Origin of the sequence: Pseudomonas sp. BF-B-30, assembly GCF_019956305.1 — a bacterium.
Classification (GTDB): Bacteria; Pseudomonadota; Gammaproteobacteria; order Pseudomonadales; family Pseudomonadaceae; genus Aquipseudomonas; species Aquipseudomonas jessenii.
The window spans coordinates 103,541-118,030 of sequence record NZ_JAHBDG010000066.1 but is presented as its reverse complement, the minus strand read 5'-3'; the positions used below and the strand labels follow the sequence as shown (position 1 = coordinate 118,030).

Annotated in this window: 14 protein-coding genes; 9 read left to right on the top strand and 5 right to left on the bottom strand. The window is 59.5% G+C overall.

Annotated elements, in window-relative coordinates:
- Window positions 1–145 precede the first annotated feature (145 nt).
- Complete coding sequence (locus KGB29_RS25340; protein WP_057712230.1) at window positions 146–325, bottom strand: hypothetical protein; 180 nt, start codon at window positions 323–325, stop codon at window positions 146–148.
- A gap of 68 nt (window positions 326–393) precedes the next feature.
- A complete protein-coding gene (locus KGB29_RS25335) occupies window positions 394–981 on the bottom strand; it encodes a TIGR00730 family Rossman fold protein (protein ID WP_057712229.1) in 588 nt (195 codons plus the stop codon).
- A 344-nt stretch (window positions 982–1,325) separates the two neighbouring features.
- Between KGB29_RS25335 and azu the strand changes: the two genes are divergently transcribed.
- A complete protein-coding gene (gene azu, locus KGB29_RS25330; protein ID WP_057712228.1) occupies window positions 1,326–1,772 on the top strand; it encodes an azurin in 447 nt (148 codons plus the stop codon).
- Between the two features lie 174 nt (window positions 1,773–1,946).
- Here azu and nadE read toward each other — a convergent pair whose 3' ends face one another.
- The 3 genes from nadE to KGB29_RS25315 all read right to left on the bottom strand — a co-directional run bounded on the left by nadE (window position 1,947) and on the right by KGB29_RS25315 (window position 5,122).
- Complete coding sequence (gene nadE / locus KGB29_RS25325; RefSeq protein WP_057712227.1) at window positions 1,947–2,774, bottom strand: ammonia-dependent NAD(+) synthetase; 828 nt, start codon at window positions 2,772–2,774, stop codon at window positions 1,947–1,949.
- A gap of 4 nt (window positions 2,775–2,778) precedes the next feature.
- Window positions 2,779–4,005: a nicotinate phosphoribosyltransferase gene (pncB, locus tag KGB29_RS25320; protein ID WP_090452834.1), complete on the bottom strand. Its 1,227-nt coding sequence runs from the start codon at window positions 4,003–4,005 to the stop codon at window positions 2,779–2,781.
- Window positions 4,006–4,210: 205 nt separating this feature from the next.
- A complete protein-coding gene (locus KGB29_RS25315) occupies window positions 4,211–5,122 on the bottom strand; it encodes a LysR family transcriptional regulator (RefSeq protein WP_150813606.1) in 912 nt (303 codons plus the stop codon).
- A 174-nt stretch (window positions 5,123–5,296) separates the two neighbouring features.
- On the opposite strand from KGB29_RS25315, the gene KGB29_RS25310 reads away from it, so the two are divergent.
- The 8 genes from KGB29_RS25310 to KGB29_RS25275 all read left to right on the top strand — a co-directional run bounded on the left by KGB29_RS25310 (window position 5,297) and on the right by KGB29_RS25275 (window position 14,293).
- Window positions 5,297–6,787 carry an aldehyde dehydrogenase family protein gene (locus KGB29_RS25310; protein ID WP_102669255.1) on the top strand — a complete coding sequence of 497 codons (1,491 nt, stop codon included), beginning with the start codon at window positions 5,297–5,299 and terminating at the stop codon, window positions 6,785–6,787.
- 157 nt (window positions 6,788–6,944) lie between these two features.
- On the top strand, window positions 6,945–8,228 hold the full coding sequence (locus KGB29_RS25305) for an NAD(P)/FAD-dependent oxidoreductase (protein WP_057712223.1): 1,284 nt from the start codon (window positions 6,945–6,947) through the stop codon (window positions 8,226–8,228).
- Between the two features lie 362 nt (window positions 8,229–8,590).
- Window positions 8,591–9,724, top strand: coding sequence for an ABC transporter substrate-binding protein (locus KGB29_RS25300; protein WP_008048115.1), 1,134 nt, complete (start codon window positions 8,591–8,593; stop codon window positions 9,722–9,724).
- A gap of 240 nt (window positions 9,725–9,964) precedes the next feature.
- A complete protein-coding gene (locus KGB29_RS25295) occupies window positions 9,965–10,879 on the top strand; it encodes an ABC transporter permease subunit (protein WP_007979705.1) in 915 nt (304 codons plus the stop codon).
- A 3-nt stretch (window positions 10,880–10,882) separates the two neighbouring features.
- Window positions 10,883–12,166: a high-affinity branched-chain amino acid ABC transporter permease LivM gene (gene livM / locus KGB29_RS25290; RefSeq protein ID WP_090452840.1), complete on the top strand. Its 1,284-nt coding sequence runs from the start codon at window positions 10,883–10,885 to the stop codon at window positions 12,164–12,166.
- Entirely contained in the window at window positions 12,163–13,035 is an 873-nt protein-coding gene (locus KGB29_RS25285) for an ABC transporter ATP-binding protein (protein WP_150813605.1), read from the top strand. Before livM ends, KGB29_RS25285 begins: the two co-directional genes overlap by 4 nt.
- Window positions 13,032–13,748 carry an ABC transporter ATP-binding protein gene (locus tag KGB29_RS25280; protein ID WP_057712220.1) on the top strand — a complete coding sequence of 239 codons (717 nt, stop codon included), beginning with the start codon at window positions 13,032–13,034 and terminating at the stop codon, window positions 13,746–13,748. The genes KGB29_RS25285 and KGB29_RS25280 overlap by 4 nt, the downstream gene beginning before the upstream one ends.
- 296 nt (window positions 13,749–14,044) lie before the next feature.
- Window positions 14,045–14,293, top strand: a complete 249-nt coding sequence (locus KGB29_RS25275) for a hypothetical protein (RefSeq protein WP_150813603.1) — start codon at window positions 14,045–14,047, stop codon at window positions 14,291–14,293.
- Window positions 14,294–14,490 lie beyond the last annotated feature (197 nt).

The window sequence follows — 14,490 nt, the reverse complement described above, 5'->3', positions numbered from 1 at the left end:
TCGCGAGCAAGCCCGCTCCCACAGGGGATGTGCAGTGGTTTCTGGATAGGGGTGTTTCAGACTGGCCTGTGAGGGTCGGCAGCAAAGCTGCCAACCCTGGACACAGATCCGGTGGGCCTGATCAGATCAACCGGCCCGGAGGTTCTCAGGCGTCGGGCGCCGAGTCTTTCGGTGCATCAACATCGTCTTCTGCCGCCACTTCACCCTCAGGGTTCAGTGTCGCTTCTTCAGCTGTAGCTTTCTTGCGCTGAAGCTTTTCCTCTTTCTTCTGCTCCTTGGCCAAGTCTCTCTGACGTTTGGCGAAGGAATAATTAGGTTTGGCCATGGGCGATCCTCTGGGGTCGAAGGTGAGGTTGAGCGGCGCATATTCTGCCCTGTATCGGTGCCGAGCCGTTAGCTGGGTTTTTGCTCGGCCCATTTTGGCGCTATGGACGGTTGCCAGGCATCCAGAGCATCGAGCAGGGTTTGCGGCGATTCGCTCACTTGCAGCATGTCACGGTGCTGCTCGCGAACGAAGCCTTCGCCGACGATGTGATCAAGAAAAGACGTCAATTTGCTGTAGAAACCATTCACTTCCAGCAAACCCAGCGGTTTGCCGTGGTAGCCGAGTTGGCCCCAGGTCCAGACTTCGAACAGCTCTTCGAGGGTGCCAAGGCCGCCGGGTAGTGCGATAAAGGCATCGCTGAGCTCGGCCATCCGCGCCTTGCGCGCGTGCATGCCATCGACGACTTCCAGGCGAGTCAGGCCGCTGTGGCCGATTTCCTTGTCCTTGAGGCTTTGCGGGATGATGCCGATCACTTCACCGCCGGCCGCCAGGGCCGCATCGGCGACGATGCCCATCAAGCCCACGGCGCCACCACCATACACCAGGGTCAGCTTGCGCTCGGCCAACGCCCGGCCAAGGGCCACGGCTGCTTCGCGGTAAGCCGGGTTGGTGCCGGTGCTGGCACCACAAAATACACAAACGGATGTTAAAGACATGCCTTGCTCCTTGGTCGATCAGGGCCACAGAGTAAAGGCAGGCGCGCGGCACTCCAAGGGCTAGACTTGGTGTTCCGGGGTTTCGTACGTGCCGCTGGCGCCGCAGGCGTAGGCGGCCAGCAAACTGCACAACAAGCTGTTGATCGACATGACAGACATTCCATTTGAAGGGGGACGGCCTGATGATAGGCCCGGGCCAGACACTTGGCCGGTAGATATTTCGCATCGGTGCCATAGCGCGAAAGTTGTATACAATTTTTGATTCAAGTCATATGAACTTGCGAAGTTTTCAGGCAGTCTTCTGTTTATTCGCGATTTCCTTAACCCTGCCTTGGAGATTCACCATGTTTGCCAAACTTGTTGCGGTATCCCTGTTGACACTGGCCAGCAGCCAATTGATGGCTGCAGAGTGCAAAGTCACCGTCGACTCCACCGACCAGATGTCTTTCGACACGAAGGCTATTGAAATCGACAAGAGCTGCAAGACGTTTACCGTGGAACTCAAGCATTCCGGCAGCTTGCCGAAGAACGTCATGGGCCATAACTGGGTGCTGAGTAAAGAAGCCGACATGCAGCCGATCGCCACCGACGGCCTGAGCGCCGGCATCGACAAGAACTACCTGAAGGAAGGCGACGCCCGCGTGATCGCCCACACCAAGATCATCGGCGCCAAGGAAACCGACTCGGTGACCTTTGACGTGTCGAAGCTCGACGCCAATGAAAAATACGGTTTCTTCTGCTCGTTCCCGGGCCACATCTCGATGATGAAAGGCACCGTGACCCTGAAGTAAGACTGACCACCGCGTTATCGTTCATCGCGGGCAAGCCACGCTCCCACAGGGCCACCACCGTACCTGTGGGAGCGGGCTTGCTCGCGAAGGGGCCAGAAGCATCAACGCATGTTTTGGCCAAAGAAAAGCCCGCTGGGGATCACTCCTCAGCGGGCTTTTTCATTCACTCACGCCTCAAGGCGCAAACGGCATCACCCGCTTGTGATGGGTCTTGTTGTAGGTGTCGCAAATGATCCTGAACGCTTCCTCGCGCACCGGGTTGCCGTGCAGGAACGCATCGATCTCGGCATAGGTCACGCCGTGGGACGCTTCGTCCGGTTTGCCGGGCGACAGGTCCTCCAGATCGGCGGTCGGGACTTTCTCCACCAGCGACTCCGGCGCGCCGAAGCTGCGGGCGATGGCGCGGACCTGATTTTTCACCAGGCCACTCAGTGGCGCCAGGTCGCAGGCGCCGTCACCGAACTTGGTGAAGAAACCCATCACCGCTTCCGCCGCGTGATCGGTGCCGATCACCAGGCCATGGGCCGCACCGGCGATGGTGTACTGGGCGACCATGCGCATGCGCGCCTTGGTGTTGCCGAGCACGAAGTCCACCGACACCGCATGTTTGCCTTCGAAGGCCGCCACTTCATTGGCCAGTGATTTGACCGCCGGACCGATGTTCACGGTGTGGCGCTCGTCCGGCTTGATGAAATCCACTGAAGCCTGGGCGTCGTGTTCATCGAACTGGGTTTCGTAGGGCAGGCGCACGGCGATGAATTTGTAGGCGGCATCACCGCTGCGCTGGCGCAGTTCACGGACGGCCCGTTGGGCCAGCAGGCCGGCGGTGAGGGAGTCGACACCACCACTGATGCCCAGTACCAGGGTCTTGAGCCCGGAATTGACCAGGCAGTCCTGAATGAAGGTCACCCGCCGGGCGACTTCGGCCTCAAGGGCGGCTTCGTCGGCGAATGGCGGCTGGACCTTGAGCTGTTCAGCAATCTCACGCTGTACGGCTTGCATGAATTCACTCCTTGCTTGATGTACTTGAAAGGGCGGCAGGAACCTGGAAAACGTGTCGCAAGTAAGCGACGAAATTCGGGTCTTTGCAGTGCGTCTTGCCTGGCTCGTCGGAGATCTTCGCCACCGGCTGGCCGTTGCAGGCGGTCATTTTAAGCACGATGCTCATCGGTTCGACACCCGGAATATCACACGTCAGGTTGGTGCCGATGCCGAAGCTGACATTGATCCGACCGCGCAGCGCCCGGAATATCTCCAGAGCCTTGGGCAGGGTCAGGCTGTCGGAGAAAGTCAGCGTCTTGCTCATCGGGTCGATGCCGAGCCTGTGATAGTGGGCGATGGCTTTTTCCGCCCAAACCACCGGATCGCCTGAGTCGTGGCGCAAACCGTCGAAAAGCTTGGCGAAAAACAGATCGAAATCGCCGAGGAAGGCATCAATGGTGATGCAGTCGGTCAGGGCAATCCCCAGCAGGCCACGGTATTCACGGACCCAGCAATCGAGTGCGGCGATCTGGCTGTCGATCAGCCGCGGGCCAAGTTGCTGGTGCGCCATGATCCATTCGTGGGCCATGGTGCCCAGGGGTTTCATGTCCAGCTCCCGGGACAGGTGAACGTTGCTGGTGCCGACGAAGCGTCCGGGGAAATCGTGCTTGAGCACATTCACCACTTCTTCCTGCACGCGGTAGGAAAAGCGACGACGGGTGCCGAAATCGGCCACCTGCAATTCTGACAATTCGTCGCTGCTGGCGTTGGCGCTCAGCCAGTCGAACTTGCGGTAGAGCTGCTCGCGGGCCTGTTCCAACACGACTTCGCGGTAGCGATAGCGGTTGCGCACCTCGCTGACCAGCGCAAGCAGCGGCACTTCGAACAGGATCACATGCAGCCAGGGGCCCCGCAGGCGGATAAACAGTTCACCGTTTTCGAGGCCGGTGTGGATGTAACGCAGGTTGAAGCGAAACAACCCGAGAAAGCGCAGGAAGTCCGGCTTCAGGAAGCTGATGCGTTCCAGAAAGCTCAACTGGTCGGCGCTCAGGCTCAGTTCGGCCAGGCGCTCGATCTGGAAGCGGATTTCCGCCAGGTACGGGCGCAGGTCCTCGCCGTTACGGCAACGAAACTCCCATTCGACTTCGACGTTCGGGTAGTTATGCAGCACCGCCTGCATCATCGTCAGTTTGTAGAAGTCGGTGTCGAGCAGGTTCTGCACGATGCGATCGGCAAACACACTCTCGCTCATAACGGGATCTCCGGCGTTGCAGCGGTATTGATCAGTGGCGCTAGTGGCGCATATCAGAGGGCAGAATTGCCAGCAATTTCTTGGATCACAACAGATCCCTGTGGGAGCGGGCTTGCTCGCGAAAGCGGTTTCACATCCAGCAGTGATGCTGCCTGATACTCAGTCTTCGCGAGCAAGCCCGCTCCCACAGGTACTGCGTGCAACCCTAAATTTGCGACATCTCCGGACTATCGATCTGCTCCAGCATCCACTTCACAAAGTCCCGCACCTTGGGCACTTCTGCCGAGTGTTCCGGGTACGCAAGGTAATAGGCGTCGGTGCTGGGCATTGCATGCTGCCAGGGAATGACCAGCTTGCCGTCGGCCAGTTCCTCTTCCACCAGAAAACGGGGTAACAGCGCCACGCCGCAGCCGACCTGGGCGGCGCGGATGCACATGTAAAAGGTTTCGAAGCGCGGGCCGTGGTAGCTGTGCTCGGTGTGGTAGCCCTGATGGTCGAACCAGTCATGCCAGGCCTGGGGGCGGGAAGCGTTTTGCAGCAGGACCAGGTCAGTCAGTTGCGTCGGATCGGTAAACGGTGTGTCCGGCAGGCTGCCCGGGGCGCACACCGGCACCAGCTCTTCGCCGAACAGCTTCAGGCATTCGGTGCCGGGCCGTGAGCCCTGGCCGAAGTAGAACGCCAGGTCGCTGCGGCCTTGCAGCAGGTCGTCGGCTTCCTGCTCGCTGCACAGGTCCAGGTGGATCGACGGATGCCGCAGGCGCCAGCCTTTCAGGCGCGGCACCAGCCAGCGTGCACCGAAAGTGGGGGGCGTCGAAACCCGCAGGACTTCCGTTTCGCCACCGTAGGAACGCAGGTAATGGGTCGACATCTCGACCTGCGTGAGGATTTTTCTCACCTCAACCAGGTACAGATCGCCAGCCGGCGTCATCTGCAGGCGGCGGCGCACCCGGCGAAACAGCAGGTGCTGCAACAGCTCTTCGAGTTGCGCGACCTGTTTGCTCACGGCGCTTTGGGTCAGGTTCAACTCTTCGGCGGCCCGGGTGAAGCTCAAATGCCGGGTGACGGCCTCGAAGCACTGCAATGCAGCGATCGATGGCAAGTAGCGTTTATTCAGCATGGGCGGTCCTTGGTTCTTATTTCTTATTGCCAGCAATGCACAGCATGAATAAACGGAATGATATCTCTCTTAAAGGTCGTTTGTTGAGTAACCTCCGGGCAGCTAAAACTACAGGTCTGATCAGCCGTGATTTTCCGGCTGCACGTGTTCTGTCTTTTGCTTGAGGAGTGACCCATGGTTGCCGCATTGCTTGATCGTCTAGGTGTGAATCCGGCCCTGTACCAGAACGGCAAAGTGCCGGTGCATTCGCCGATCGATGGCAGCAGGATCGCCGCCGTTAACTGGGAAGGCGCTGCTGAAGTCGAGCAACACATCAGTCGCGCAGATCATGCGTTCGAACTGTGGCGCAAGGTTCCGGCACCGCGCCGTGGCGAGCTGGTGCGGCAACTGGGTGACATCCTGCGTGAATACAAGGCCGACCTCGGCGAGCTGGTGTCCTGGGAGGCCGGCAAGATCACCCAGGAAGGTCTGGGTGAAGTTCAGGAAATGATCGACATCTGCGACTTCGCCGTCGGCCTGTCCCGTCAGTTGTACGGCCTGACCATCGCCTCCGAGCGTCCTGGCCACCACATGCGCGAAACCTGGCATCCGCTGGGCGTTGTCGGGGTGATCAGTGCGTTCAACTTCCCGGTGGCGGTCTGGGCCTGGAACGCCACGCTGGCGCTGGTCTGTGGCAACCCGGTGATCTGGAAACCGTCGGAAAAGACGCCACTGACCGCACTGGCTTGCCAGGCGCTGTTCGATCGCGTGCTGAAGAACTTCAGCGATGCACCACCGCACCTGAGCCAGGTGATTATTGGCGGTCGCGATGCCGGCGAAGCCCTGGTCGATGATCCGCGTGTCGCACTGGTCAGCGCTACCGGCAGCACCCGCATGGGCCGTGAAGTGGCGCCGAAAATCGCCGCGCGTTTTGCCCGCAGCATCCTCGAACTGGGCGGCAACAACGCGATGATCCTCGGCCCGAGCGCCGATCTGGACATGGCCGTTCGCGCGATTCTGTTCAGCGCCGTCGGCACCGCCGGTCAGCGCTGCACCACCCTGCGTCGCCTGATCGCCCATGAGTCGGTGAAAGAAGAAATCGTCACCCGCCTGAAAGCCGCGTACTCGAAAGTGCGTATCGGCCATCCGCTGGAAGGCAACCTGATCGGCCCGCTGATCGACAAGCAAAGTTTCGACAACATGCAGGATGCGCTGGAGCAGGCCTTGAGTGAGGGCGGCCGGGTGTTTGGCGGTGAGCGTCAGCTGCAAGACAAGTTCCCTAATGCCTATTACGTGTCGCCGGCTATCGTCGAAATGCCGGAGCAAAGCGATGTGGTCTGCCACGAAACCTTCGCTCCAATCCTGTACGTGGTTGGCTACAGCGATTTCCAGGAAGCCCTGCGCCTGAACAACGCCGTGCCACAAGGCCTGTCCTCGTGCATCTTCACCACCGACGTGCGTGAAGCCGAGCAGTTCATGTCGGCGGTGGGCAGCGACTGCGGCATTGCCAACGTCAACATCGGCCCGAGCGGCGCGGAAATCGGCGGCGCGTTTGGTGGCGAGAAAGAAACCGGCGGCGGTCGTGAGTCCGGCTCCGATGCATGGCGCGGCTACATGCGCCGCCAGACCAACACCGTGAACTATTCGCTGGAGTTGCCGTTGGCGCAGGGTATTACGTTCGACTAAGTCTCGTGTCGAACAGTGATCCCCTGTGGGAGCGGGCTTGCTCGCGAATGCAATCTGTCAGCCGATATTAATGGTGACTGACATACCGCTTTCGCGAGCAAGCCCGCTCCCACACTGATTTGTGTGGGTGGTTAGGTTTCATTTTCGGAGTCTGGCAATGCCGTTACGCGAAGAGTGTCTGTGGGAAAAACTGACGCCGCAAAGGCCGGACAATTCGGCCCTCAAGGGTGAGGTCACGGTGGATGTCTGCGTCATCGGCGCCGGGTTTACCGGTTTGTCGGCGGCGGTGCATCTGCTGGAGCAAGGCAAGACTGTTTGCGTGCTGGAGGCCCATCGCGCCGGCCATGGTGGTTCCGGGCGCAACGTCGGGCTGGTCAATGCCGGGATGTGGATTCCCCCGGACGAGATCGAAGCCGGGTTTGGCGAGGCGGTTGGCAGCCAGCTCAACCGCATGCTGGGCGCCGCACCATCCCTGGTGTTCAGCCTTGTGGACAAGTACAACATCGATTGCCAGTTGCGCCGGGAAGGCACGCTGCACATGGCGCATAACGCCCGTGGCGAGGCCGACTTGCGCAGTCGTGAAGAACAATGGAAACGTCGCGGTGCGCCGGTGGAATTGCTCACCGGTCAGGCCTGCGAGCAAGCCACCGGCACGAAAAAGATCGCCGCCGCGCTGCTCGATCGCCGTGCGGGCACGCTCAACCCGATGGCCTACACCACGGGGCTGGCCAAAGCGGCCATCGGCCTGGGCGGTCAATTATTCGATCATTCTCCGGTCACCCGACTTGAACGTCAGGGCCAGCGCTGGTCAGTGCAAACCGCCCAGGGTTCGGTCATGGCCGAGAAAGTGGTGATTGCCTCCAATGCCTACACCGAAGGCGACTGGACGGAATTGCGGCGCAATTTCTTCCCTGGTTATTACTATCAGGTGGCCTCGGTGCCGCTGACCGAAGAAGCCGCCCGGCAAATTCTGCCCGGTGGCCAAGGTTCCTGGGACACCCGCCAAGTACTCAGCAGTATCCGTCGAGACAAAGACGGTCGCCTGCTGCTTGGCAGTCTCGGTAATGGCAATCAGAAACCGGCCTGGTTCCTCAAGGCCTGGGCCGACCGCGTGCAGCAACACTATTTCCCGTACCTCAAGCCGGTGGAATGGGAGTGCACCTGGACCGGTTGCATCGCCTTCACCCCCGATCATTTGATGCGCCTGTTCGAACCAGCGCCCGGTTTGGTGGCAGTCACCGGTTACAACGGCCGGGGCGTGACCACGGGCACGGTGGTCGGCAAGGCCTTTGCCGATTACCTGTGTAACGGAAATCCTCAAGCGCTACCGATTCCCTTTGCACCCATGCAGCCATTGGCCGGGGTGGGGTTGCGCAGCTGTCTGTATGAGGCGGGATTCTCGCTGTATCACGCAGGCCAGTGCCTGCGGATCGTGATCTGAATGTTGATTTTTGCAGTGGGAGGCGGCGCTTTTTCGATCTGCGGCTAGCCTGTAGTGGTGCGGGTTGTAGCAGTTCCGCACCAGCAGTGTGCACTTCGGTGACGCACGTTGTTACAGGCTGGTTGCACGTTGTTTAAAGCCGCGGTTGCAATGATGGCGCAGTCGGGTTGCGCCTCAAATAAAAAATGGTTTTACCTTCCGCGGTTTAGACGGTTGCACGCCCAATGAAAATGGGACCGAAACAGTCGAAATAACAAGAAAGCAGCGACTTTTTTCAGAATAAAAAACCGATGGCACGGCCCTTGCTCTGAGCATTCAGTGAAGTCGCAGTGCCAATTAAAAAAACCATGGAGCACCACCTCATGTCCCAGACGTTTTACAAGAAAGGCTTTCTGGCCCTCGCAGTGGCAACTGCGCTGGGTGTTTCTGCGTTTGCTCAGGCTGACATCAAGATCGGCGTAGCGGGACCAATGACGGGCGCCAACGCGGCATTTGGCGAACAGTACATGAAGGGTGCACAGGCCGCGGCCGATGCGGTCAACGCGGCTGGCGGGGTTAACGGGGAAAAAATCGTACTGGTCAAGGGCGATGACGCCTGCGAACCGAAACAAGCTGTGACGGTCGCCAAGGATCTAACCAACCAGAAAGTCGCCGGCGTAGTCGGTCACTTCTGCTCCTCCTCGACCATTCCGGCCTCCGAGATCTACGACGAAGCGGGCATCATCGCGATCACCCCGGGTTCCACCAACCCGGCCGTTACCGAGCGCGGCCTGAGCGCCATGTTCCGTATGTGCGGGCGTGACGACCAGCAAGGCATCGTGGCCGGCGACTACATCGTCGACGTGCTCAAGGGCAAGAAAGTTGTCGTGCTGCACGACAAGGACACCTACGGCCAGGGCCTGGCGGATGCTACCAAGGCTCAACTGGTCAAGCGCGGCGTAACGCCTGTGCTGTATGAAGGCCTGACCCGTGGCGAGAAAGACTTCAGCACCATCGTGACCAAGATCCGCGGCGCCGGCGCTGACGTCGTCTACTTTGGTGGTCTGCACCCGGAAGCCGGTCCTCTGGTGCGTCAACTGCGTGAACAAGGCCTCAAAGATGTCAAGTTCATGTCCGACGACGGCATCGTGACCGACGAGCTGGTGACCACCGCTGGTGGCCCGCAATTCGTTGACGGCGTGCTGATGACCTTCGGCGCCGACCCACGTCTGCTGCCAGACAGCAAGACCGTGGTAGACGCCTTCCGCAAGGCCGGTACCGAGCCTGAAGGCTACACCCTGTACGCCTACGCTTCGGTCCAGACCCTGGCAGCAGCCTTCAACGGCGCCAAGTCCAACAAGGGCGAAGAAGCGGCTGCATGGCTGAAGAAGAACCCGGTCAAGACCGTCATGGGCGAGAAGACCTGGGACAGCAAGGGCGACCTGAAAATCTCCGACTACGTGGTTTACCAGTGGGACAAGGATGGCAAATACCACCAGCTGGAAAAACAGAAGTAAGGGCTGACTCAATCGGGTGAACCCCACGGTTCCCCTGTGGGAGCGAGCTTGCTCGCGATGACGGACTGGCAGGCAACTCATTCGTTGAATGTTAAACCGCAATCGCGAGCAAGCTCGCTCCTACAGGGGGCCGTGGTGGCCTGCCTGATCGTGGCTGACATTGCTCCGACGTATATCTGTATTTTCCTTAGAGGAACCGCACAGCCACATGTGCAGGTTCTCATTGCGTGAGATTGCGTTATGGATGGTATTTTCCTGCAGCAACTGGTCAACGGCCTGACCCTCGGGTCGGTCTATGGCCTGATCGCCATCGGCTACACAATGGTCTATGGCATCATCGGCATGATCAACTTCGCCCACGGCGAGGTTTACATGATTTCCGCTTACCTCGCGGCAATCAGTCTGGCTCTGCTGGCTTACTTCGGTATCGAATCTTTCCCGCTGCTGATGCTTGGCACACTGATCTTCACCATCGTCGTCACGGCGGTGTATGGCTGGGTCATCGAGCGTGTCGCCTACAAACCCCTGCGTAACTCCACTCGACTCGCACCGCTGATCAGTGCGATCGGTATCTCTCTGATCCTGCAAAACTACGCACAGATCTCCCAGGGCGCGAAGCAACAAGGCGTTCCGACTTTGCTCTCGGGTGCCTGGCGCGTTGATATCGGTACCGGTTTCGTTCAGTTGACCTACACCAAGGTCTTCATTCTGGTTGCAGCGTTCGTCGGGATGGGCCTGCTGACCTACGTCATCAAGTACACCAAGCTCGGCCGCATGTGCCGTGCAACCCAGCAAGACCGCAAGATGGCTTCGATCCTGGGGATCAACACCGATCGGGTGATTTCCTACGTGTTCATCATCGGTGCAGCGATGGCGGCCCTGGCCGGCGTGCTGATCACCATGAACTACGGCACATTCGACTTCTATGCCGGCTTCATCATCGGGATCAAGGCGTTCACTGCCGCGGTGCTCGGCGGGATTGGCTCACTGCCCGGCGCGATGCTCGGCGGGATCATTCTCGGGATTTCCGAGTCGCTGTTTTCCGGTCTGGTGAACTCGGACTACAAAGACGTTTTCAGCTTCTCGCTGCTCGTTCTCGTTCTGGTCTTTCGGCCCCAAGGCCTGCTCGGCCGTCCTCTTGTGTCGAAGGTGTAAGCGATGTCTTCAACCACTAAAAAAACCATTGATCTCAAAAGAAGCCTGGTTGACGCGATTCTTGCCGGCCTGGTGGCCCTGATTGTGTTCGGCCCGATTGTCGGCGTAGTCCTCGACGGCTACGGCTTCAACCTGGAAGCGACCCGGGTGGCCTGGATTGTCGCCATCGTCATGGCCGGCCGTTTTGCCCTTAGCCTGTTCCTGCAAACCCCCAAGGGCCTGAGAATCCTCGAGGGTTTTGAAACCACCGGGTCCGGGGTCCATGTACTGCCGCCTGATTACAAATCCCGGCTGCGCTGGATCATCCCGTTGATGATTGTTATCGCGGTGGTATTCCCGTTTTTCTCCAACTCGTACCTGTTGGGCGTGGTCATCCTCGGGCTGATCTACGTGCTGCTGGGGCTGGGGCTGAACATCGTGGTCGGCCTGGCCGGTCTGCTCGACCTTGGTTACGTGGCGTTCTACGCCATCGGTGCCTACGGCCTGGCGCTCGGTTATCAATATCTTGGGCTGGGCTTCTGGACGGTGTTGCCGCTGGCGGCGATTACCGCCGGACTGGCCGGTTGCATCCTCGGTTTCCCGGTGCTGCGCCTGCACGGTGATTACCTGGCGATCGTGACCCTGGGCTTCGGTGAAATCATTCGGTTGATCCTCAATAACTGGCTGACCCTGACCGGCGGCCCGAATGGCATGGCAGCGCCGTTGCCCACTTTCTTCGGCATCGAGTTCGGAAAAAGGGCGAAAGAGGGCGGGGTGCCGTTCCATGAGTTCTTCGGCATCGCCTACAACCCCGACGTGAAGTACTACTTCATCTACGCCGTGTTGTTCCTGGTGGTCCTGGCCGTGCTGCACATCAAGCATCGCCTGACCCGCATGCCGGTCGGCCGCGCCTGGGAAGCCCTGCGCGAAGACGAAATCGCCTGCCGCTCCATGGGTCTGAACCACGTGCTGGTCAAGCTCTCGGCGTTCACCATCGGCGCCTCGACGGCCGGTCTGGCCGGGGTCTTCTTCGCCACCTACCAGGGCTTCGTCAACCCGACCTCGTTCACCTTCTTCGAATCGGCGCTGATCCTCGCCATCGTGGTACTGGGTGGTATGGGTTCGACCATAGGCGTCGTAATTGCAGCCTTCGTGCTGACCGTCGCCCCGGAGCTGCTGCGTGGCTTTGCCGAGTACCGCGTGCTGCTGTTCGGCATCCTGATGGTGTTGATGATGATCTGGCGACCGCGCGGCCTGATTCGGATCAGCCGTACCGGTGTGACCCCGCGTAAAGGAGTAGCGCCATGAGCGAAGTCGTACTCAGTGTAGAAAAACTGATGATGCACTTCGGCGGCATCAAGGCGTTGAGCGATGTCAGTCTGAAAGTGCACCGCAACTCGATCTTCGCCCTGATCGGTCCTAACGGCGCCGGCAAAACCACGGTGTTCAACTGCCTGACCGGCTTCTACAAAGCCTCTGGCGGCAGGATCGAACTCAACATTCGTGGGCAACAGACCAATGTCATCAAGTTGCTGGGGGAGTCGTTCAAGCCAACCGATTTCGTTTCGCCGAAATCCTTCGCCAGTCGGCTGTTCTACAAGGCGTTCGGCGGCACTCACCTGGTGAACCGCGCCGGCCTGGCGCGGACCTTCCAGAACATTCGCCTGTTCAAGGAAATGTCGGTGCTGGAAAACCTGCTGGTGGCCCAGCACATGTGGGTCAATCGCAGCATGCTCGCCGGCATCCTCAACACCAAGGGCTATCGCAAGGCCGAAAGCGATGCGCTGGACCACGCGTTCTACTGGCTGGAAGTGGTGGATCTGGTGGACTGCGCCAACCGCCTGGCCGGTGAGCTGTCCTACGGTCAGCAACGCCGCCTGGAAATCGCCCGGGCCATGTGCACCCGTCCGCAGATCATCTGCCTCGACGAACCGGCCGCCGGCCTCAACCCTCAGGAAACCGAAGCGCTGAGCGCGATGATCCGGCTGCTGCGCGACGAGCACGATCTGACCGTGGTGCTGATCGAACACGACATGGGCATGGTTATGAGTATCTCCGACCACATTGTGGTGCTGGACCACGGCATCGTCATCGCCGAGGGTGGCCCCGACGACATCCGCAACGATCCGAAAGTGATTGCCGCTTATCTGGGCGCGGAAGAAGAGGAGGTGGTATGAGTAAACCCATCCTCGAGCTCAAGGAACTGGACGTGTTTTACGGGCCGATCCAGGCCCTTAAAGGTGTCTCGCTGCACATCAACGAAGGGGAAACCGTCAGCCTGATCGGCTCCAACGGTGCCGGCAAGTCGACCCTGCTGATGTCGATCTTCGGCCAGCCAAGGGCGGCGGACGGGCAGATCCTCTATCAGGGCGTGGACATTACCCACAAGTCGTCCCACTACATCGCCTCCAACGGCATTGCGCAATCGCCGGAAGGGCGGCGGGTGTTCCCCGACATGACAGTCGAAGAAAACCTGTTGATGGGCACTATCCCCATTGGCGACAAGTACGCCAAGGAGGACATGCAGCGCATGTTCGAGCTGTTCCCCAGGCTCGAAGAGCGGCGTACCCAGCGGGCGATGACCATGTCCGGCGGCGAGCAGCAGATGCTCGCCATCGCCCGGGCCCTGATGAGCCGGCCCAAGTTGTTGCTGCTCGATGAGCCAAGCCTGGGCCTGGCGCCGATCGTGGTGAAGCAGATCTTCGCCACCCTGCGGGAACTGGCCAAGACCGGCATGACCATCTTCCTGGTGGAGCAAAACGCCAACCACGCCCTGCGGTTGTCTGACCGGGCTTACGTGATGGTCAACGGCGAAATCCGCATGACCGGCACTGGCAAAGAGTTGTTGGTCAACGAGGATGTGCGTAGCGCCTATCTCGGCGGGCACTGAGTTTCAGTGGTTGTACACAAGCCCCGGCGCGCAATCGCCGGGGCTTTTTTACATCTTCAAAACACCACTGAACCCTGTGGGAGCGAGCTTGCTCGCGATAGCGGTGTGTCAGTCTCCACGATGCAAGCTGTGACGCCGTCTTCGCGAGCAAGCCCGCTCCCACAGGGGGGCTGCGGCGTGCATTCAGGAAATTGTGGAAAACAATATTCCCAAGCTCGTAAAGCGCGACATAAAGCCGCTGCAAATAGTTGTTTTGCCACGGTTTTGACTTGTCCCCGTTTGCTGTGGAACCGGCTGTGAATAACGTGGGAGTAGCTGGCTACAGGCCTTTTAAACCGTGGCTTGCAGAGGTGTGGTTGTTTTTTGATCAAGTGTTTTTGCGCAGCTTTCAGGCTGCTTTGTCAACCTTTTTGTTCGGGATGAAAATGCATGGAATCGGCGTGGACAAGCCTGTGGATAAGTCTGTGACTAAACTCTGGAAAGACTCGGCTGAAGGCCGTGGTTACTGGCTTGGCGCCATCGCCGGTTTGACCCGTCAGTCATGAAAATGGCCAAGGGCTACACAGCAGGCGGTTGAGGGTCAAGCAAAAAAGTTTCAAAACCCCGCGCAAAGCCTTGTGGATAGCGGCTTGCAGCTTTTCCACTTGCCCCCAAAGACTGTGGACCGGGCTGTGGATAACGTGCGCGCACATGGCTGTAGGCCACGCTGGTCAAGGGGTTGCCGGGATTGAGTGTTTTTTGA